At 48.6% G+C, this 19,298-nt stretch carries 18 protein-coding genes; 14 read left to right on the top strand and 4 right to left on the bottom strand.

Annotation, left to right across the window (positions count from 1 at the left end):
• The first annotated feature begins 290 nt into the window (after positions 1–290).
• From KD145_RS28875 to KD145_RS28855, 5 genes are all read left to right on the top strand, one after another.
• Positions 291–2,249, top strand: coding sequence for a thiamine pyrophosphate-binding protein (locus KD145_RS28875; RefSeq protein ID WP_212003272.1), 1,959 nt, complete (start codon positions 291–293; stop codon positions 2,247–2,249).
• A gap of 30 nt (positions 2,250–2,279) precedes the next feature.
• A complete protein-coding gene (locus KD145_RS28870) occupies positions 2,280–3,902 on the top strand; it encodes an FAD-dependent oxidoreductase (RefSeq protein WP_212003271.1) in 1,623 nt (540 codons plus the stop codon).
• Between the two features lie 231 nt (positions 3,903–4,133).
• The gene (locus tag KD145_RS28865; RefSeq protein ID WP_212006882.1) at positions 4,134–4,466 is read left to right on the top strand and encodes an SMR family transporter; all 333 of its coding nucleotides are present in this window, start codon (positions 4,134–4,136) and stop codon (positions 4,464–4,466) included.
• Positions 4,467–4,548: 82 nt separating this feature from the next.
• A complete protein-coding gene (locus KD145_RS28860; protein WP_212003270.1) occupies positions 4,549–5,007 on the top strand; it encodes a copper resistance protein NlpE N-terminal domain-containing protein in 459 nt (152 codons plus the stop codon).
• Positions 5,008–5,381: 374 nt separating this feature from the next.
• A complete protein-coding gene (locus KD145_RS28855; protein ID WP_212003269.1) occupies positions 5,382–6,713 on the top strand; it encodes a hypothetical protein in 1,332 nt (443 codons plus the stop codon).
• Between the two features lie 11 nt (positions 6,714–6,724).
• On the opposite strand, the gene KD145_RS28850 is transcribed toward KD145_RS28855, so the two are convergent.
• The gene (locus KD145_RS28850; protein WP_212003268.1) at positions 6,725–7,558 is read right to left on the bottom strand and encodes an AraC family transcriptional regulator; all 834 of its coding nucleotides are present in this window, start codon (positions 7,556–7,558) and stop codon (positions 6,725–6,727) included.
• A 336-nt stretch (positions 7,559–7,894) separates the two neighbouring features.
• Between KD145_RS28850 and KD145_RS28845 the strand changes: the two genes are divergently transcribed.
• The 6 genes from KD145_RS28845 (at position 7,895) to KD145_RS28820 (ending at position 14,582) form a co-directional block, all read left to right on the top strand.
• Entirely contained in the window at positions 7,895–8,872 is a 978-nt protein-coding gene (locus KD145_RS28845; RefSeq protein ID WP_212003267.1) for a DUF1080 domain-containing protein, read from the top strand.
• Between the two features lie 530 nt (positions 8,873–9,402).
• Positions 9,403–10,464, top strand: coding sequence for an NAD-dependent epimerase/dehydratase family protein (locus tag KD145_RS28840; RefSeq protein ID WP_212003266.1), 1,062 nt, complete (start codon positions 9,403–9,405; stop codon positions 10,462–10,464).
• An 8-nt stretch (positions 10,465–10,472) separates the two neighbouring features.
• Positions 10,473–11,534 (top strand): NAD-dependent epimerase/dehydratase family protein, encoded by a 1,062-nt coding sequence (locus tag KD145_RS28835; protein ID WP_212003265.1) that lies wholly within the window; start codon positions 10,473–10,475, stop codon positions 11,532–11,534.
• A complete protein-coding gene (locus KD145_RS28830) occupies positions 11,527–12,819 on the top strand; it encodes a hypothetical protein (protein ID WP_212003264.1) in 1,293 nt (430 codons plus the stop codon). Before KD145_RS28835 ends, KD145_RS28830 begins: the two co-directional genes overlap by 8 nt.
• Positions 12,788–13,552: a glycosyltransferase family 2 protein gene (locus KD145_RS28825; RefSeq protein WP_212003263.1), complete on the top strand. Its 765-nt coding sequence runs from the start codon at positions 12,788–12,790 to the stop codon at positions 13,550–13,552. Before KD145_RS28830 ends, KD145_RS28825 begins: the two co-directional genes overlap by 32 nt.
• 277 nt (positions 13,553–13,829) lie before the next feature.
• On the top strand, positions 13,830–14,582 hold the full coding sequence (locus KD145_RS28820) for a metallophosphoesterase (protein WP_212003262.1): 753 nt from the start codon (positions 13,830–13,832) through the stop codon (positions 14,580–14,582).
• A 20-nt stretch (positions 14,583–14,602) separates the two neighbouring features.
• Here KD145_RS28820 and KD145_RS28815 read toward each other — a convergent pair whose 3' ends face one another.
• On the bottom strand, positions 14,603–15,427 hold the full coding sequence (locus KD145_RS28815; protein WP_212003261.1) for a siderophore-interacting protein: 825 nt from the start codon (positions 15,425–15,427) through the stop codon (positions 14,603–14,605).
• A gap of 146 nt (positions 15,428–15,573) precedes the next feature.
• Here KD145_RS28815 and KD145_RS28810 point away from each other — a divergent pair, with 146 nt between their 5' ends.
• Complete coding sequence (locus KD145_RS28810; protein WP_212003260.1) at positions 15,574–16,527, top strand: AraC family transcriptional regulator; 954 nt, start codon at positions 15,574–15,576, stop codon at positions 16,525–16,527.
• Between the two features lie 55 nt (positions 16,528–16,582).
• The gene (locus tag KD145_RS28805; protein ID WP_212003259.1) at positions 16,583–17,311 is read left to right on the top strand and encodes a hypothetical protein; all 729 of its coding nucleotides are present in this window, start codon (positions 16,583–16,585) and stop codon (positions 17,309–17,311) included.
• 40 nt (positions 17,312–17,351) lie between these two features.
• Here KD145_RS28805 and KD145_RS28800 read toward each other — a convergent pair whose 3' ends face one another.
• Both KD145_RS28800 and KD145_RS28795 read right to left on the bottom strand, forming a co-directional pair.
• Positions 17,352–17,756: an NUDIX domain-containing protein gene (locus tag KD145_RS28800; protein WP_212003258.1), complete on the bottom strand. Its 405-nt coding sequence runs from the start codon at positions 17,754–17,756 to the stop codon at positions 17,352–17,354.
• Between the two features lie 30 nt (positions 17,757–17,786).
• Positions 17,787–18,347 carry a peroxiredoxin gene (locus KD145_RS28795; protein ID WP_212003257.1) on the bottom strand — a complete coding sequence of 187 codons (561 nt, stop codon included), beginning with the start codon at positions 18,345–18,347 and terminating at the stop codon, positions 17,787–17,789.
• A 122-nt stretch (positions 18,348–18,469) separates the two neighbouring features.
• Here KD145_RS28795 and KD145_RS28790 point away from each other — a divergent pair, with 122 nt between their 5' ends.
• Positions 18,470–19,126, top strand: coding sequence for a GNAT family N-acetyltransferase (locus KD145_RS28790; RefSeq protein ID WP_212003256.1), 657 nt, complete (start codon positions 18,470–18,472; stop codon positions 19,124–19,126).
• The last annotated feature ends 172 nt before the right edge of the window (positions 19,127–19,298 follow it).

Genomic DNA, 19,298 nt, shown 5'->3' with positions numbered 1-19,298 from the left:
TTCCATCAGGACAACTAACTATTTCCCATTACTATCACAAGCATTAGTATTTGTTAGCAGCGGGCGTTTCGCCTGCTGTGTTCTCTCAAAATCAAACCATAAGCGCGGGCAACAGTTACTATCTCTATTTTGAACTTTTAAAACCCTGGATCCATGATATTTCCGGTGAAGGAGGCGCCATTTCCAGTTATTTAAAACAGGGATAAGCTTATCCCCGGATCTGTACATCAGCAAGGTTTCCATGCTTGAAATAAAAGTCAATTCTGTAACTCCAAACCATCATTTTACTTATGGCTAAAACTTCCTCCAACGTGACCCGTTGGACACGGGACTACGTGTTCGACATTCTGAAGGACCTGGGCATACATTACATCTTTGGTGTGCCCGGTACTAATGAAATCCCTATTATCGACGGTACCAGTTACGAGGTTAACGGTGTAAAATACATCGAATGCCTGCACGAGAACATTGCCATCGGTGCGGCGATGGGATCTGCCCGTATGACCGGTAAACCCGGCGTACTGGTGGTTCATGTCACCCCCGGTATTGCTCATAGCATTGGCAACCTGTTCAATGCCTACCGCTCTGAAATGCCACTGGTGATCCTTTGTTGCCAGCAACAGAACGAACTGGTTACCCAGGAACCACTGCTCGCCTCCAATCTGGTAGAACTGGCCCGTGAGTATACCAAATGGGCGCATGAAGTACGTACCCCCGCCGAAATACCACTGGTATTGCAAAGGGCTTTTAAGGAAGCGATGGCACCTCCTAACGGTCCTGTATTTATTTCCATCCCCTGGGACTTTACCATGGTGGCCATCAGGGATACCGACAAGGTAAAAGGTGTCACCCGTATCTCTCCGCATTTTACCGGCGACGACGCCACTATCCGTCAGGCTGCAGAGCTGTTTGCCGCCAGCCAAAGCCCGGTTATTGTAGCCGGTGATGCCGTAGGTTACGCAGACGCATGGCCCGAACTGCAGGAGCTTGCCGAGCTGACCGGCGCACCCGTGGTATTACAGACATTCAGCAGCGTAGCCAATTTCCCCAACAACGACTACCACTGGCAGGGAGAGCTGCCCGGCAGCCAGAGCGCCATACAGGACATCTTCAATAAACATGACCTGGCCTTCCTCGTAGGCTTTGGTGCACAGGCACAACTGGCCGTCTTCAAATATTCCGATGGTCCCCTCTTCCCCGAACACCTCAAACAGATATATCTTACCAACAACACCTGGGACATCGCTAAAAACTATTACGGCGAAGCCGCCATCTTCGGCGATATCAAAACCACCCTGCCCCTCCTGAACCGGTACGTGAAAGCCAAACCTCCACAGGGTGCGGCCGAAAGAAACCAGGAGATGAAAGTGATGGATGGCGAACGCGCCAAAAACTGGGCAGCCTACCTGCAAAGTGCCATGAAGGAAGAAAAAATATGGAGCGTAGTGATCGCCAGCGCCCTGAAGGAGGCTATCGAAAAACGCGGCCTCGTAGACAAATACGTGTATGTGCATGAAGCTGTTTCTGACGGTGCTCCTTTCCAGTATTATCTGCCCCTGGGCACCACCGGTGCCAAACCAATCAGCTATTACTGCGTGGCTGGTGGTTCGCTGGGATGGTCTATGCCGGCCTCCATCGGTATCAAACTGGAACAAACCACTGTTCAGGGCATCACACCTAAGCTGGTCATCAATGCGGTAGGCGACGGCTCCGCACTGTTTTACCCGCAAGTATGGTGGACCGCCGCACACGAACAACTACCCATCCTCTATATCATCACCAACAACCACGAATACCACACCCTGCAGATGGGACTTCAACAGGTGGTGTCTGCCTATGGAGAAGCGCCCGGTTATCAATGGCATCCCAAAACCATGGACCCTTCCTATCTGCGGCTGGAAGCTCCTGTCATCAACTATGTAAGCCTGGCACAGGCTTTCGGTGGTCAAAGCGGTGAAAAAGTGGAGACGCCCGATAATGTGAAAGCTGCTATCGAAAAAGCGGTCGACCATGTGTTAAACAACAAGACCTCTTACATACTGGATATGCGCATAGCGCAGGATACGCCGGTAACCCCAACGGATACTTCCAAAATTGTCCGGGAAGCAGAGATCAACAAACACTATTTTATGCAGCCCACCCTCGACGTTTTCCACAGCGACGGCGTTACCGCCCAGCTGGCCAAAGAAGCTGCAAGCAGGGGAAATGGCAACGGTCATGTTCCGGCCAATATGCCTGCAATTTTTTAAATCCTTCTTATAACCAATAAAAATAGTCCTATGACAAACGAAACACTGGATATCGCTATCATTGGCGGCGGCGTTTCCGGCGTGTACAGCGCCTGGAAACTGAAAGAGAAATATGGCGACAAAAAAAAGATCGCCGTTTTTGAAGGCTCTGACCATATCGGTGGCCGGCTGCTGTCGGTAAGACCTCCCGGCATCGACAACATGATAGCAGAGCTGGGCGGCATGCGTATACTCGAAGATGTACAACCCCTTATTAAAGCGTTGATCGATGTGCTGAACAGCAAACTGCCGGCAGCAGAGCAGATCACGCTGTATCCCTTCCCGGTAGACGAGCCACAGAATATCGCCTATCTCCGTGGCAAATACCTGCGCCTGGAAGACTTCACCAAGGACCCTGCGAAGGTACCTTACGTGTTGCCTGAAGGTGAATACGGCAAGACCCCTGGCGCCATTATCGTGGAAGCCATCGAAAAAGCTGTTCCCGGCATCGTGGAAGCCACTGATGCAGAACGGCGCGAGATGGTGAAGACCGCCAAATATGACGGCGTACCGCTTTACCAATGGGGCTTCTGGAACCTGCTGTATATGGTAATGAGCAGTGAAGGCTACCAGTTTAACCTGGATGCCGGCGGCTACGACTCTACGCTGGTCAACTGGAACGCTGCCGACGCCATCCCCTGGTACCTGTCAGACTTTGGTGTTGCTCCTGTGTACAAAGGCTTTACCAATGGCTTCCAACAGGTGCCGATCACACTGGCAAGACTGTTTGAAGAGATGGGCGGCACCATTACCCTCAACAAAAAGCTGGAAGGCTTTGAGTGGAGAGACGGCTACTTTGAGCTCTACTTCGGTCAGGAGACCGTTATCGCCAAGGAGCTGATCCTGGCTATGCCCCGGCGTTCGCTCGACCTGCTGGCGCCCAACTGCCCCAAACTGCAGGAGATAAAGCCACTGATCGCCAGCGTTACCGGCAGGCCCTTATTCAAACTCTTCAGCACCTACGACAGTCCCTGGTGGACAGAGATTGTGAGCGCCCCGCCATATCCTCCGATAGTGGCAGGCCGCACTGTAACAGACATCCCCGTAAGGCAAACCTATTACTGGCCGGCAGACAACGGGGAGCCTGTAACGCAGGGAAAAGCCATGCTGCTCGCCAGTTATGACGATGGCGACAATACCGGTTTCTGGGATGGGCTCCGCGCACAACGTTCACTCGCATGGCGTATCGGCAGAGCCAAAACGCTGACAGATCCCTATGTCGGCAAAGACGACAAACTGGGCGTCCGCAAAGGCCTGGCCATGTTTGGCCTGAACCAGGACTGGACCCAGTATTCTGCCCCCAGAAGGATGGTGGAAGAACTATCCCGTCAGCTTGCCCAGGTACATGACATCGAACGTACCCCGCTGGTAAAAAGCGCTGCCTATCGTGACTGGGGTGAAGATCCCTATGGTGGCGGCTGGAACAGCTGGAATATCGGCGTTAAGAGCTGGGAAGTGAGAGATAAAATCGCTCATCCGCTCGCTGACTGTCCGATGTTCATCTGCGGAGAAGCCTACTCCGACGCCCAGGGCTGGGTAGAAGGCGCACTGCAGACGGCAGATATCATGCTGAAAAAGCTGATAGAACAGCCGGTACCAGTCATGATGAAATAAACCTGATCTCCGGGATTACACCCTAACACCGGATACAACCGGGCTGACCACCAGTTGATAGTGCCTTCAGGCATTTTCAACCCGGTCAGCCCTTCTTATTTTACCCTTAATACATTTAATAACGTTGAAGCATACACGCTTTCAGATAAATATTCCTGCACACCTTCTCTTTCATCAGATAAAAAATTTTATTTCAGCAGTGTTACCAGTATTTTAGCTGCAAATGAAATGCTGATGAAATATTTACTGTTATCCATCGCCATTGTAGCGGAAGTGATTGCCACTTCAGCACTGAAAGCTTCTGAGGGCTTCACCCGCTTATGGCCTTCGGTGCTGGTGGTACTGGGGTATAGCATTGCCTTTTATTGTTTAAGTGTTACCTTAAAACAGATACCCTTAGGCATAGCCTACGCTATCTGGTCGGGCCTTGGCATTGTACTGATATCCATCATTGGCCTGGTAGCGTTCAAGCAGAAGCTGGACACTCCTGCTATTATTGGTTTGCTGTTTATCATTGCAGGTGTCATTATTGTGAATGTATTTTCCAAATCATCTGTTCACTAGTATAAAATCGTTCGATCCGGACAACAAACCACTTTGTACGGCTGTTTACATTACAATACTCATCTCCTTAAAACACAGCTGTATGAACAAAGCAAGCTTTTTTCCCGCTTTCTGTATTGTTGCTGCCGCTATGATGATTGCCTGTAAAGGAGGCAATACCACAAAAAAAGAAGAACCCAATGCTATGGCCAACACTCCTGCACCTGCAATGGAAACGGCCGCCTTTAATGCCGGCGTATTCAAAGGGACCATTCCCGGTGGTACCACCAAACGCGACGTTTCTATCACCTTCAACACCGACTCTACTTTCAGTCTGAAAGAGGCCTATCTTTCCAAAGAAGGCAAGCCGGAACACGAAATGGAGAATATTGGCAAATGGAGCTACAACAGCCAGTCAAAGGAAATTGCACTCGCCTACAGAAACCTGGCAGACAGAGGCACCACCTTTACAGTTATCGATGACAATACTATCCAGATGCATGACCGCAGTATGCAAACCCCGATGACTTCCGGGCCGGAATACAATTTACGCCGGCAGTAAAAGCGACTGCTACTAACACATTAAACTTCATTCACTCAATAAAACCCGGAGGCTGTATCCATTTGATACAGCCTCTTTTTGCTCCCAGGGCTGAAGCCCTGGGCTAGTATTGATGAACTATTTACGGTCCTTGTTTTATGAGCAATCAGAAAAATCACAGGATTTTTTATAAAAAGTGAGCCCATCAGAAAAACCACCGTATGTTATGCGTCCGTTAATGCATCATTTTTACAGAAAATATAACAGGATACAACATCTTAGGCAGTAGTATTGTATTAATAACGGAGGGCCTGAAGTAACTCAATGCTTTGCTGGTTCCTCTTTCACTCACCGGAAACTGACAATCTGTATTGTTCCACTCTAACCAAACCATTATGAGAAACGCACTACTTCTGCTCGCTGCCATCATGAGCTTGCACAGCTTTGCACAAAACAGAGAGATCAACTCTACCGGCCTGTATATACACACCGACAAACACATCTATATGCCGGCAGAAAAAATATGGTTTACCGGCTACCTGCTCAATATCCAGGCTACAGACACCCTGCCCTACCACACGCTGTTTGTCACGCTGATCAATGAAAACACGCACAAACCAGTGTTGTACGAACGCTTCGCCTTCGACAGGGCCGTCTGCAAAGGCATGCTGGAACTGCCCGACAGCCTCCCTGCCGGCGATTACGCCCTCGTTGGCTATACCAACAACTACATCATCGACAGCCATGAACAGGAATTCCAGCAATGGATATCCATTCGCAAACCCAACCAGCCCTCCTATAAAATCAAAAAAACACCGACAGACAGCCCCCGCTCCACCATCGCCAAAATTCCGGATGCCGGCCTTAAAATTAACCTCACCACCGATTCCGCCACCTATAACAAAAGAAGTGTAATCAACTGTAAAATAGAACTTACCGACACCGCCGGCAAAGCCATACAGGGACTCTTCTCCGTAACCTGCGTATGCGAAAGAAGACTACGCAGACAAGACCACTGGGACATCTGCCACTACTATTACATAGATCAGTACAAACTCCCCGGCCAGATAGACCTCTCTACTGCCCAGCAGGAGCTCAATCCTGTCAGTGGTTTCGTTACCAAAGGATCCAAAAAAGTAAAGAAACCCATCCCCCTGCTGCTCATGAAAAACAATGAGATGATCACCCTGAAAACCAATAAAGACGGTATTTTCGGGCTAAACTCCTATCAACTCATCAGTAACCCCGGACAGCCAGACGTGATTCTCAGCATCGTGAAAGGCAATCAATCTGAGTTTAAAATAAATTTTCTGAATGATATAGAAAGAATCAACCATCAGCTGGCACAGGTCAACTACACCTATGCCCTTGCAGACATGGAAGACAGCACAATATTTACCCGCGAAGAAATGGAGATACATCCGGTACCAGCCCCCAAAACAGCTGCCGCCAAAGCAAAACTGCCCCCTCACGGACAGGAACCAGGCTATGTAAAAAAAGTAAAACCGGTATACCAGCCACCGGAATTCAGAATAGCATCAGACACTTCCGCCATACCGGACTATAACACCACCTTGTACTGGAACTATCTGATCAACACCGACAAGGAAGGTCACGCCAGTTTCTCCTTCCGCTCAGATGATCTCCCCGGCGTATTTGTTTGTGTAGTACAAGGCGTTTCCACCATGGGTGTATTCAGCAAACGCCTGCAGTTTGTAGTGAAGTAAATAAGGAGGGATTATCCGACCAATACCACCCGCTCTTGTGGCGGTGGCATCTGCCGGAAAAAAGTTTTCGGTGACATACTACTGAACACTTTAAAATCCTTGATCAGGTGCATCTGATCAAAATAATTACAGTCATAGGCGATGGAAGTCCATGACTGATCAGGGTTTTGTGCTTTCAACGCCACAGCGCCGTGAAATCTTTTGATTCTCTTCAACAATACAGGGGTCATCCCTATCTGCGCTGTAAACTGTTGCTCGAAATTCCGCAGACTCATATTCACCATCCCGGCCAGCGAACTAACCTCTGTTGCGTAATTGCCCACCAGCTGACGATAAGCCCAGGCTATCTGCGCGGTATATTTACCAGGTGCCTTTGTACAGGTGAATGCCTGCATAAAAAACGTATCCATGAGCGATACTATCTCCAAAAAATCCTGCATCCCATATAACTGCTCACTCAGGTAAAAAAAATTCTGCCCTACCACATCATCAAAACGCCACAGGTTATTCCTCACATACGTCATCGGCACATGAAAGAGCGAAAAAAAACCATTGGCATTAAACTCAATACACAACAGTTTGTATTTGCCATTAAAGACCTGATAACCATTAAAAGCCGTCTGTAACCCAAACAGGTGCCGGTCTCTCAGGTCCACCAGTCTTGAGGCAGCGGGTGTATGATACCATACAGGCGTGTCCGTGAGTGACAATGCCAGGATGGAGTTATCATCTGCAAAAAGAGGTTTGAGCAGGTCTGCCCCAGCTGTATCTATCTCTCTGAGACAATAACGTTTGATAAAACGTTGTAATGGCGGCGCTGGCGGGCTCGCATAAGTAACGACCATAAGGTAGTGGTTATAGTTGTATCCTTTTAAAGATAGGGCTTTTCAGGCTTAATTGGACAGCAGAAACACATCAGCCGTCTGTGTTTGCGGTAGGATAAAAGGCCATGCATCAGCGCAATCGTCAGCAAAGCAGCATAAGCATGCTGCCTGCGCTCTGACAGTCCACTGCTGCATAAAAAAACATTTGTCAGGGCAAAGTTTGATCATCTCCCTAAAACAGAATAGTAAAAAATCGCAGTAAAAATATTATTCTTTTTTATTATTTGTATAACAGTAAATAAGCTTTTATCTTGTTTTCTCTCAACATGCTTATAGTAGCAGAAAAACATGATACATATGCGCAGAAACATCCTGGTATTTGGAATGAGTTGTTTATTGACATTGGGCACCACGGCCCCTGTATTTTCAACCGGCCGGACACTTCCCGGCACCACGCAGACCACTGCTGATCCCAAAGCCCTGATCGGGCGCTGGGACATCACGATTGATGAAAACGGCAAATCCGCACCTTCCTGGCTGGAAGTAAAGCTGTCAGGATTTCGTACCCTGGTGGGTTATTTTGTAGGTACTTCCGGCTCTGCCCGTCCGGTAGCCAAAGTGAACTTTGACAACGGCAAATTCAGCTTTTCGATTCCGCCCCAGTGGGAAAGCGGCAACCAGGACTTCGTCATTGAAGGCGAACTGACCGATGCCGGTATTCAGGGTACTATGACCACCAGCGAGGGTAAAAAATACAACTGGAAAGGGGTAAAAGCGCCCTATCTGAAAAGGACCAGCGCACCGATATGGGGCAAACCGATTAACCTGTTTAACGGCAAAGACCTCAGCGGCTGGAAACCCAGCAACGATAAGAACCAGTGGATAGTAAAAGATGGTGTTCTCACCAGCCCGCATTCCGGCGCCAACCTGATCTCCGAACAGACCTTTACGGACTTCAAGCTGCATGCTGAGTTCAGATATCAGAAAGGCAGCAACAGCGGCATCTATCTGAGAGGCCGTCATGAGGTGCAGATTGAAGACAGTCCCAGCGACGCACATCCTTCCAGTGTGCTGTTCAGCGGTATCTATGGCTTCCTGACGCCGAGTGAAATTGCAGCCCTGGGCCCCGATAGGTGGCAGACCTATGACATCACCCTCATCGGCAGAATGGTGACGGTAGTGGTGAATGGTAAAACCGTAATCAGCAACCAAGAAATACCCGGCATTACCGGTGGCGCTCTCGATAGCCGTGAAGGAGAACCAGGCCCTATCTATATCCAGGGCGACCACGGTCCTATTGAGTTCCGTAAACTGGTGATCACCCCTGCCAAATAAAAACTATTACTCCTCAGACGGGCAGGGTCGGAGCCCTGTCCGTCTGACTCATGATAATTTATGTCCGGCGGCCTTTTTAACCGTTCCTGCCTGTTTTTGCGTTTCCTTCTACTGTCTTCTTCCATCTAACCCTCTCCTATACACGTTTTTCCGGTTCTACCTTACCGATTTTATCCAATAAACTTATCTAGTGTGAAAAACTAATACAAAAACGGAAAGGTATTGTAACAAACAACTCGTTATCTTTATCACCAATTTTTAAAATTCAATTAAAAACCCGGTAATAACATCAATTTTCGAGTATGACGAGTCAATATGAGGCGATCATCAACAACAAAAAATTGTGAATGTCCCCTTGTCCCATGAGCCTGAATGCATCTGCAAACCAACGACTAACACGAAAGCATATACTGTTGTATCCGAGTACAGTAGTATAATAAAAAATACAGCGGGGACTACCATACCTGCAGCAACGGATCTGTACTGCAGTACCGGTTGGTTCCGGCAATCAATCATTTATAAACACATCGATGAGAAGTATCCTGATTACAGGTGGGGCCGGATTCGTAGGATCTTATCTGGCTATAGCGTTAAAAGAAAAATATCCTGCGTATAAGCTTTATGTGCTGGATAACCTGAAACGAAGAGGTTCTGAGCTGAACCTGGTGAGATTAAAAGAAGCAGGCGTGGAGTTTGTTCACGGAGATATCCGTTCGGCAGAAGACCTTAACCAGCTGCCTGCACTTGACCTGATTATTGAAGCCTCCGCAGAACCCTCCGTACTGGCGGGCATCACTTCTGCCCCTGACTATCTGATCAACACCAACCTGGTAGGCGCTATCAACTGTCTGAACCTCGCAGCCAGAAACAAAGCCGATTTTATCTTCCTTTCTACCAGCCGTATCTACCCCATTAACCAGATTGAAAAAATAGCGACCTTTGAAACCGAAACCCGGTTTGAAATATCGCAGGAACAGATTATACAGGGCGTAGGCCCTGAAGGCCTGGCTGAAGATTTTCCGCTGGATGGTTACCGCTCCCTGTATGGTTGCACCAAACTGTCGGCAGAATACTTTATTCAGGAATACCGGCAGTTTTACGGAATACGCACCGTTATCAACCGTTGCGGCCTGCTTTCCGGCCCATGGCAGATGGGCAAATCCGACCAGGGCGTAGTAGGCCTTTGGGTAGCCCGCCACTTCTGGAAACAGCCACTCAGCTATATCGGTTTTGGTGGCACCGGCAAACAAACCCGCGACGTACTGCACGTAGCAGATCTTTTTAACTGTATCGATTATCAGATCCATCACATGGACCAGGTAGACGGAGAATGCCTCAACGTAGGCGGTGGCCGCGAAACAAGCACCTCCCTGCTTGAACTGACGGCACTCTGCCAGGAGATCACCGGCAACAAAGTACCGATTCAACAGGTACCCGAAACCAGACCGGCAGATATCAAAACGTTTATCACCGACAGCACCCGGATCAAACAAATGACAGGCTGGAGACCAGTGGCCACCAAAGAACAGCTCATCACTGACATTCTGAACTGGCTGAGAACAAATGAAAACCATCTTAAACACATTCTTTAATCACATTTATGAAAATTGCCATTATCACAGGTGCCGGCGGACTTATTGGCAGCGAAGCAGCCACCTTCTTTTCCGATAAATTTGATCTGATCATCGGTATCGACAATAATATGCGTCAATACTTCTTCGGGGAAGATGCCGCCACCAGCTGGAATACCCTTCGCCTGGAGAAAAACCTGCCCAACTATAAACACCTGTCTGTAGATATCAGAGATTACAACGAAGTAGAAAAAGTTTTCAAAGAATATAACCAGGACATTGCCCTGATCATACATGCGGCCGCTCAGCCCAGCCACGACTGGGCCGCCCGTGAGCCTTTCACTGACTTCAGCGTGAATGCCAACGGCACACTGAACCTCCTGGAATGCACCCGTCAGCATTGCCCTAAAGCCGTGTTTATCTTCACCTCTACCAACAAGGTATATGGCGACAACCCCAACTACCTGCCACTGGTAGAACTGGAAACACGCTGGGAAATTGATGCCTCCCACCCCTATCATGCCAAAGGCATCGATGAGAAAATGAGCATCGACCATACCAAACACTCCCTCTTCGGCGCCTCCAAAACAGCCGCCGATATTATGGCTCAGGAGTATGGCAACTACTTCGGGATGAACGTAGGTGTTTTCAGAGGTGGATGCCTGACCGGCCCTAACCACTCCGGAACACAGCTCCACGGCTTCCTCTCCTACCTGATGAAATGCGCCATTACCGGCAACGCCTATACGATATACGGCTACAACGGCAAACAGGTACGTGACAATATCCACAGTTACGACCTGGTGAACATGTTCTGGCATTATTATCAGCAGCCTAAACAAGGTGCCTGCTACAATGCCGGTGGCAGCCGGTTCTCCAACTGCTCCATGCTGGAAGCCATCCAAATGTGCGAAACTATCGCCGGTAAAAAGATGAACTACAGCTACAGTCCGACCAACCGTATCGGCGACCATATCTGGTACATCAGCGATGTATCAAAATTCCAGACAGACTACCCGGAATGGTCTTATAAATACGATCTGGAAAGCACACTTCATCAGATATTCACCGAAATGACCAAACGTGTATAATACGATAAAAAGGTTGCTGAATACAGCCACTACCAGTCTACTGGCTGTTTTTCTCCTGGCAATGGCCGTGAGAGTGGCCATTATTGCTAAAACGCCGGGTAAAGCAAACAACATTGACATATGTATTTATATGGACGGTGGACAGCTGGTGAGCCATGGCATCAACCCCTACAACCATCAGGAGAAAGTAGATGTACGGAACGCGCTGCGCACCGACAGTGTGGCCTATCACTATTATGTGGACGAAGAACAGAAACGCTGGGACGACTATGCCAGCAGCAACCTGCCGCTGTCGCTGTTGTTCTATGGCGCTATCGATTCCTTTTCTACTGCCAACGGGCTCTTATACCGGCTGGTATTTGTCTTTTTTGATTCGCTCCTGGCAGTGCTCATCGCACAGATCATCCTTAAATACTGGAAGATAGAGAACACCTGGTACCGGATCATACTGATCGCCGGACTGGGTATCTTCAATCCTGTTCTGTTACAATGGGGTGCTCTTATTCCTGAGGAGAAAGGTCTGCAGATCCTGTTGATGCTGGGCGCCTTTTATTTTGCGCGGGAAAAACGTTTGCTGCTCAGCGCCGTATTACTGGGCATGGCTGTTGCCTTTAAAGGACTGGGCGCATTTATCGCGCCGCTCTGCCTCTTTGAGATACTGGACAGAGGTGTTCCGTTTTATGATAAAACGCAACTCAGAAAAGGTATACTGTACGTAGTGCTGTCGATAGCCGCCTGCCTCGTATGGTTCCTGCCTTATATGCCGGAAGTGTTTTCCATGATGAATACCCGCCTGAATGATAACATCGACAGCGTACCAATGCACAGTGCCATATGGATACTGAGTTACCGCCTGGCCCCTGATCACTGGGAGCTGATCCGGAAAGCAGGGCTGGTGATATTCATCGCGATCAATCTGGTAGCGGTGTACAAAAGGAAGATCGGCATGGTGATGATCAGCTGCAGCGCCCTGATGCTGTTTGTAGACCTGATGCTCAATGCCGGTTCCATTGACAGGATGAACATCGGCTTTTTATGTGTGGTGGCCATCATCGGCACCCGCTATCCGTTACATGGTATCCGCATCGGACTCGTTTATATCGTACTGGGAATAGTAAGCCGTATAATGGGCAAAATGATACCGTCAGAGGCAGAGTTTATGGACTCGCTGTTCTCCCTGGCCATGGTTATATCCTATACGGCTGTGTTGATTAATCTTTTTAAAGAACAACAAAAAAATACCGTTCATATAGATGAAACTGAGTATAGTCATTCCCGCGCATAACGAAGAGGGAAGCATAGAGGAAACAATCAGTACGTTATATGCCAAACTGAAGGAAAACCGTATCGACCACGAGATCGTGGTGGTGAACGATCATTCCAGAGATACGACGGAGGACATCCTCGCCAGGATGAGCACCGAAATGGACACGCTGGTATATTACAACAACGACGGCCCCGGCGGTTTTGGTAATGCTATCCGTTATGGTCTGGCGCGGTTTTCCGGTGACTGTGTAGCCATTATGATGGCCGACCTCTCCGATTCTCCTGATGACCTGCTGAAGTTCTATCACAAACTGATGGAAGGCTATGACTGCGTATTTGGTACCCGCTGGAGCAACGGAGGCAAAGTGGTGGACTATCCTTTCGTGAAAAAGATAATCAACCGTATGGCCAACGCGATCGTGAAATACACGTTCGCCCTCAAATACAACGATTGCACCAACGCTTTTAAAATATACCGGAAAGAAACCATTCAGGGCCTGCAACCCCTGTTGTCCCATCACTTCAACCTGACGCTGGAACTCCCCCTGAAGGCCATCGTAAGAGGCTATTCCTATGCGATCGTGCCCAACAGCTGGCACAACCGCAAGCACGGAGAGTCCAAACTGAAGATCAAGGAAATGGGCAGCCGTTACTTTTTTATTCTCCTGTACTGCCTGATAGAAAAATTCTTCTCCAGAGGAGATTATAAAAAAGCCGACGCTAAAAAGGTCACCATGGCCAAACGGGCATAAGATCACTACACATGATATCATCCCCCTGCAGCAACGCAGGGGGATTTTTTTCTCCAGGGCTGAAGCCCTGGGATATATTAGTTTTTATCGCTATTATCGCGTCCCAGGGCTGAAGCCCTGGGCTATATTAGTTTTTACCCCTGGATAATAATGTCACCCCATATGTGACCGTAGCGCTGAAGCCCTGGGATATATTAGTTTTTACCACAATTATTACGATTTATACCATTGTTGCTTTCCCTCCCTTTTTACTTTTGTCAGATAAAATTGAAGAACGATGAAGATGGCCATTATCAGTGACATACATGCCAACCTGCCAGCCCTGGAAGCTGTGCTGGCAGATATTTCCCGCTTCGGAGCAGATCAGGTCTACTGCCTCGGAGACCTCACAGACGCAGCTCCATGGCCTAATGAAGTGATACAAAAGATACGTTCCCTGCGTATCCCTACCATCATGGGCAACCACGACGAACGAATCGCCTTTGACCTGCCCGTATTCCCACTGGCCAAACACAGTCCGGCCGAACAAGCCGCCCGCGCCGACACGATCCAGCTTACCAAAAACACCATCACCGCGGAAAACAAGCATTTCCTGCAGTCACTGCCCGCACTGCTGCAACTCAGATTTGCCCACCTCAATATCCTCCTCGCCCACGGCAGCCCCCACAGCAACGAAACCTATCTCTACGAAACACATCCCGAAGCAGCCCTTGTGGAAATGATGGATGCCTTCAGTTCCAACGTGCTCATCATCGGTCATACCCATCTCCCTTATATCCGCAGTATCAACAATGATCAACAACTGGTTATCAACACCGGCTCCGTAGGCAGGACCCGGGAAGCCCACGGAAAGGCCGCCTACCTGCAGTTAACCATTCATAACACCAACGCACCTACGCTTGCAGAACTACTGACGGCCAACATCCGCAGCGTGGAATACGATATCATGCAAACTGTACAGGCTATACGAAAAAGTGCGGTACCTGATTTTTATGCTGACTTCCTGTCCACTGCCCTGCCCGTTTCCTAACCGAAGCTGCTGAAGCGTTTTCAAAGCTGCGCTTCCGCCCTGCGGGCCATCTGGGAGCCCTCTTCCGAAACCCCGGCTTTCCAGTAGGCATAAGCATTGAGTTCTTCGTTTGTCCATTGCCGTTCCTTCCGCAGGTACTGCCGGATCTCTTTCACAGCCGTGAATTCAGCGGCCACATAAGCATAGCGGGAAACATCTTCAGGGATAGGCAGCAAACGGACCACTGACGACAGATGGCTGCCCTTTTCAGGATGTGCATTGTAGATCCATTGTATATGCACCTGGGAACGGGTGTACAGCGGCTGTTCCTCTTCCGGAGAAGCTACTTCCAGCACCAGACGCCCCCGGGCCGTTGCAGGCAGCGTTTCAAGAATCACGCTCAATACAGGGATCGCAGTAGCATCGCCCGCCAGCAGATACCAATCGGCCGGTGCATATAATTCAGTGGCAGTGGTCCACATAGATACCCCTATCCTGTCGCCCGGCTGTGCATACATAATCCATGCGGAGGCCGGCCCGTTGTCGCCATGCGCTACAAAGTCGATCACCAGCTCTTTACGGACCAGATCAATACCCCGATGGGTATACGTTCGTATAGCTGGACAAACTTCCGGCGGTGGCAGCAGCCATTTGCCAGCCTCAAAATCAAATTCAGGGAAATGAATATCCTTTACACCTGCCGGCGGGATGAAGATTTTATTGTTGACACCCACCGTTGATTCCCGGAAAAGCGCCGCCTCATCACAATGAAACGTAGCACGGATATAGTGTGGCGTGAGATAGTTTTTTTCCTTTAATACCAGTACCGCATTGGCAGCATAGCCGTTTCCTCTGTCTTTCTTCATGTTTTTCCTTCAAAGGTGGTCATTCCCGCCTGCGGAAGTGACTGCTAAAAGGATCAATCATACTGGGAAAAGGATTTTTTCCCTTTTCGAGCAAAGTCAGTTTTTTCATTGTGCTACTTTTACCATGCGACAAAAACGGAAAAGGCATGCAATATGTGCTGAGAAAAAAAGAAGACCAGGAGCTGATTGTAGCCCTGGACTATCCGGATAACTATATCGTAGCCGGAGGCCTTGCCACCCGGGATACAATAGCCCGGCAGCCCGGCTTTTGTTTTCATTTCGAACAGGAATGGTTTGATCATATCCTGATCAACAGAGGCTGCTATGAAGTATCTGCCCCGGTAAAAGTAATAGGAGGCTTCGAATCTCCTATGATAGAACTACAATACATGTTGCAAGGCTGTGTACAAACCCGGATGGGGCGTTATTACAACACCCTGCAGAGCGGGCACCATGCCATACTGAACGCTGGTACTAACCCGATCGAATATATTTATCCGAAAGGGAATGAAAAACTGTCTGTTCTGGAAATACAGCTTACCCGATCTTATTTCACCAGACTGGCTGGCAGTGTTGGCCTGCCCGACATTTTTAACAGCATCGGCTCTCAACTGCCCATTACACCTGCTATGCAGCTGACCATCCGCGATATGCTGCATTGTGATAAAAAAGCAGCATTAAGGCGCATATATCTGGAATCAAGGATACTGGACCTGCTCATGCTGCAGCTGGAGCAGGCTTCCCCTGCTGTTTTGTGTAAAGCTGCCGGCAGTTTACCATCACACGACATCGAAAAAATCCATTACGCCAGGGAGATACTGGAACAACATATCAGCACTCCCTGTTCGCTTATAGACCTGGCCCATAAAGCCGGTATCAATGAATTCAAACTCAAGAAAGGTTTCCGGGAACTTTTTGGCACCACCGTTTTCGGATATCTTCACCAGAAAAGAATGCAGGATGCAAAACGAATGCTGCTGGATCTTAAATTGGATATCACTGAAGTAGCGATGTACTGCGGGTTTGAGCACAATAAAAACTTTGCTGCCGCCTTCCGGAAATACTGGGGATATACGCCGGCACAGTTAATGAAGAAGTAAATTTTTATCGCTAAACACCTATCTTCATACCTCAACAAATTGTACTGTATACCTTATGAAAAAAATTTTCCTGGCTTTGTTAACCATGGCCGCTATTCAATCCTATGCCCAGACTAATACATTTCCATATCCGGCCGATGGTAATATAGGCATTGGCACCACTACCCCCTCCCGTAAACTGGACGTAATAGGCACGGGCGCCTTCACCATTAAGGCCGCCTATACAGCAGACCCTAACCTGGCGCTGTACAATAATAATAGTCATTTTATGTTAATGGGAAGCAGTTTTGGCGGCGGCAACTATTCCCAGATGATGCACCCAGGTGACCAGGGCATTGTATACTCCGGTGGCCTCGATAACAAAGGTAGTTTTGTAATTACTCCATGGGCTGATAATTATGATGGCCTGCGAATTGACAATCAGGGAAATGTTTCCATCGGCACCGACAGGACCGGCGGCGCTAAACTGGCCGTGAACGGCACTATGCTCGCACAAAGAGTAGTTGTAAAAAATATCAGCAACTGGCCTGACTATGTTTTCGGGGAACAGTATCATCTACCGTCTCTTCAGTCACTCGAAAAGTTCATTCTGGAAAACAAACATCTGCCCAACATACCAGCAGCCACAGTAGTAGAAAAAGAAGGAATAGACCTCGGTGAGATGAACCGCAGATTATTGGAGAAGGTGGAAGAGCTGACCCTTTACATCATTCAACAGCAAAAACAGATGGACAAGCTGGAAGCCAAAGTTGCGCAGCTGGAAGCCCATGCCATCAAACCTTAATAACGACAACACCTTCCGGCATGCCGGAAGGTGTTGATGGTTAGTCTACCAAACCGTCCTGTTGCAGTTTTTCGAAGGCAAGCAGTACTCCGTGTACCTGATGTTGTTCTTTGCGATAACTTTCCAGGCTGAAATAACGTACTGCTCCTATTTCTGCAGAAGGCTGCGGTATTTGTTTCAACTGGTGCCGGAAACAATCCTGTCGCATCAGTAGCTCTTTTTCACCAAAAGCAGGTGCCGTGATATGATAATACCATTGCAGGCTCTCTGCTTCCAGCTCCATGTTCAGCTCTTCTTTTATCTCCCGCTGTAAGGCCAGCAGCGGCGTTTCCCCGTTATCCACTTTTCCGCCCGGCAGATACCAGGCACCTTTGTTTTTACTGAAAGCCAGTAATAATTCTCTGTTTTCAACTACGATCAGGCCAACACAATCTATATAATTCATGCTGCAAAAATAATCAAAAACGGTTGATGACTACTGCTGTTCCTTCAGGTAGGCCAGTACTGCATCAATGTTTTTGTCTGGCGGAAATACCGGATAAAAATATTTCTGAAGATATCCATCTTTAAAGATGAGTGTCACCCGTTTTATCAGCACCAGGTCTTCCACGTAATGCATGGGCAGTTGCAGCGCCCTGCTGAACAACAGCTGTTCATCACTCAGCAGGTGAAACGGCAGATGTATCCGTTCCCTTTCTGTCTGTTGGGTGGCTGCCGTTTGCGTGCTCATCCCGAAAACGGTGGCTTGCAATTGCTGCAGCTCCTGATAGTGATCCCGAAAAGAACAGGCCTGTGGTGTACAGCCTCTGGCACCGGGGATTTCATCCCATCCGGGAGGCAATGGCACATGTGCCGGTCCTGTCATCGGGTAACAATAAATGACCAGCCAGCCGGGGATATTGCTCAGTGATACCATCGTTCCGGCTGTAGAACGCAGTGTTATATCCGGCATCTGCATTCTACTGAGGTGATCACAAGCCCCGTCATCCACCGGCTCTGGCAGATTCGGTGGTAAATAGGTAAGATCTGTTTGCATGGTTGATTCGTTTATAAGACGAAATTATCCCGTATTGTCCAACTGCAACAGATACAGAAAATGAATATTTCACTATAACAGATATACATGGCAGTCAGGGAATAACTACCTTTAATACACCCATGACAACACATTCATCATACCAACATGCCGACCCTTCCCTGGTAGAAACATGGCTGAAAGGCTGGTCCCTGGCGAAAGGAGTAAGCCTTCCGGTGCCCGACCATGACGGATTTCGCGTAGACGTTGGCTGGGCCGACCAGCAGATACGTTATGTTTTTCCCACAATTTCCGCAGGATTACTACACCTCGCACAGACCATCACCCAACCTTATATTTTACTGAAAGTATGTGCCCCTGCTACTGCAATACAACCGCATCTACCGCCCCGTTGGGTCATACAGCCACCAGGTTTCATGATGACCAACCACCTGCCAGACAGCCCTCCCCGCCTGCATTTGCCGGATGGATACCGACTGGACATCCAGATAGATACGCCCGTTCTCATAGCAACGATATACAGCGCTGAAGAAACAGTCGCCGCCATCGGCCGTATGGTGATAGTAGATGACCACATCATTTACGACCGTATTGCCACCGACCCTGTCCATCAGCGCCGCGGCCTGGGCAGCGCTGTAATGGCAGCTCTCACGGCACAAGGCATCTCCATGGGAAAAAATAAAGGTATACTGGTAGCTACTCCTGCAGGGAAAGCATTGTATGAAACACTCGGCTGGCAGTTGTATTCACCGTATACGACGGCGGTTATACCTGCATAGGATATTGATTATCCAGCCCATTTTCTCTGAAAACCAGTATTACATGAAGTTCCCCGGATACCAATGTTTTTTATTTAAAAAAGATTACTTACATTCAGATAGAAACTGTTTGTGAAAATTAGTATTATCCCTGTGCGAATATTTGGTTGTTAAATCTGTGCCTCAAAATTTT

Source organism: Chitinophaga sp. HK235, assembly GCF_018255755.1.
Classification (GTDB): Bacteria; Bacteroidota; Bacteroidia; order Chitinophagales; family Chitinophagaceae; genus Chitinophaga.
Note: the sequence above shows the minus strand (reverse complement) of the source record. Positions and strands in the feature narration are given on the sequence as shown.

Coding starts and splice junctions, on each gene's coding strand:
- KD145_RS28855 (WP_212003269.1), top strand. CDS start 5,382: ATGAGAAACGCACTACTTCTGCTCGCTGCCATCATGAGCTTGCACAGC.
- KD145_RS28800 (WP_212003258.1), bottom strand. CDS start 17,756: ATGAATTATATAGATTGTGTTGGCCTGATCGTAGTTGAAAACAGAGAA.
- KD145_RS28825 (WP_212003263.1), top strand. CDS start 12,788: ATGAAACTGAGTATAGTCATTCCCGCGCATAACGAAGAGGGAAGCATA.
- KD145_RS28805 (WP_212003259.1), top strand. CDS start 16,583: ATGAAAAAAATTTTCCTGGCTTTGTTAACCATGGCCGCTATTCAATCC.
- KD145_RS28815 (WP_212003261.1), bottom strand. CDS start 15,427: ATGAAGAAAGACAGAGGAAACGGCTATGCTGCCAATGCGGTACTGGTA.
- KD145_RS28790 (WP_212003256.1), top strand. CDS start 18,470: ATGACAACACATTCATCATACCAACATGCCGACCCTTCCCTGGTAGAA.
- KD145_RS28835 (WP_212003265.1), top strand. CDS start 10,473: ATGAAAATTGCCATTATCACAGGTGCCGGCGGACTTATTGGCAGCGAA.
- KD145_RS28850 (WP_212003268.1), bottom strand. CDS start 7,558: ATGGTCGTTACTTATGCGAGCCCGCCAGCGCCGCCATTACAACGTTTT.
- KD145_RS28840 (WP_212003266.1), top strand. CDS start 9,403: ATGAGAAGTATCCTGATTACAGGTGGGGCCGGATTCGTAGGATCTTAT.
- KD145_RS28820 (WP_212003262.1), top strand. CDS start 13,830: ATGAAGATGGCCATTATCAGTGACATACATGCCAACCTGCCAGCCCTG.
- KD145_RS28795 (WP_212003257.1), bottom strand. CDS start 18,347: ATGCAAACAGATCTTACCTATTTACCACCGAATCTGCCAGAGCCGGTG.
- KD145_RS28860 (WP_212003270.1), top strand. CDS start 4,549: ATGAACAAAGCAAGCTTTTTTCCCGCTTTCTGTATTGTTGCTGCCGCT.
- KD145_RS28870 (WP_212003271.1), top strand. CDS start 2,280: ATGACAAACGAAACACTGGATATCGCTATCATTGGCGGCGGCGTTTCC.
- KD145_RS28845 (WP_212003267.1), top strand. CDS start 7,895: ATGCGCAGAAACATCCTGGTATTTGGAATGAGTTGTTTATTGACATTG.
- KD145_RS28810 (WP_212003260.1), top strand. CDS start 15,574: ATGCAATATGTGCTGAGAAAAAAAGAAGACCAGGAGCTGATTGTAGCC.
- KD145_RS28875 (WP_212003272.1), top strand. CDS start 291: ATGGCTAAAACTTCCTCCAACGTGACCCGTTGGACACGGGACTACGTG.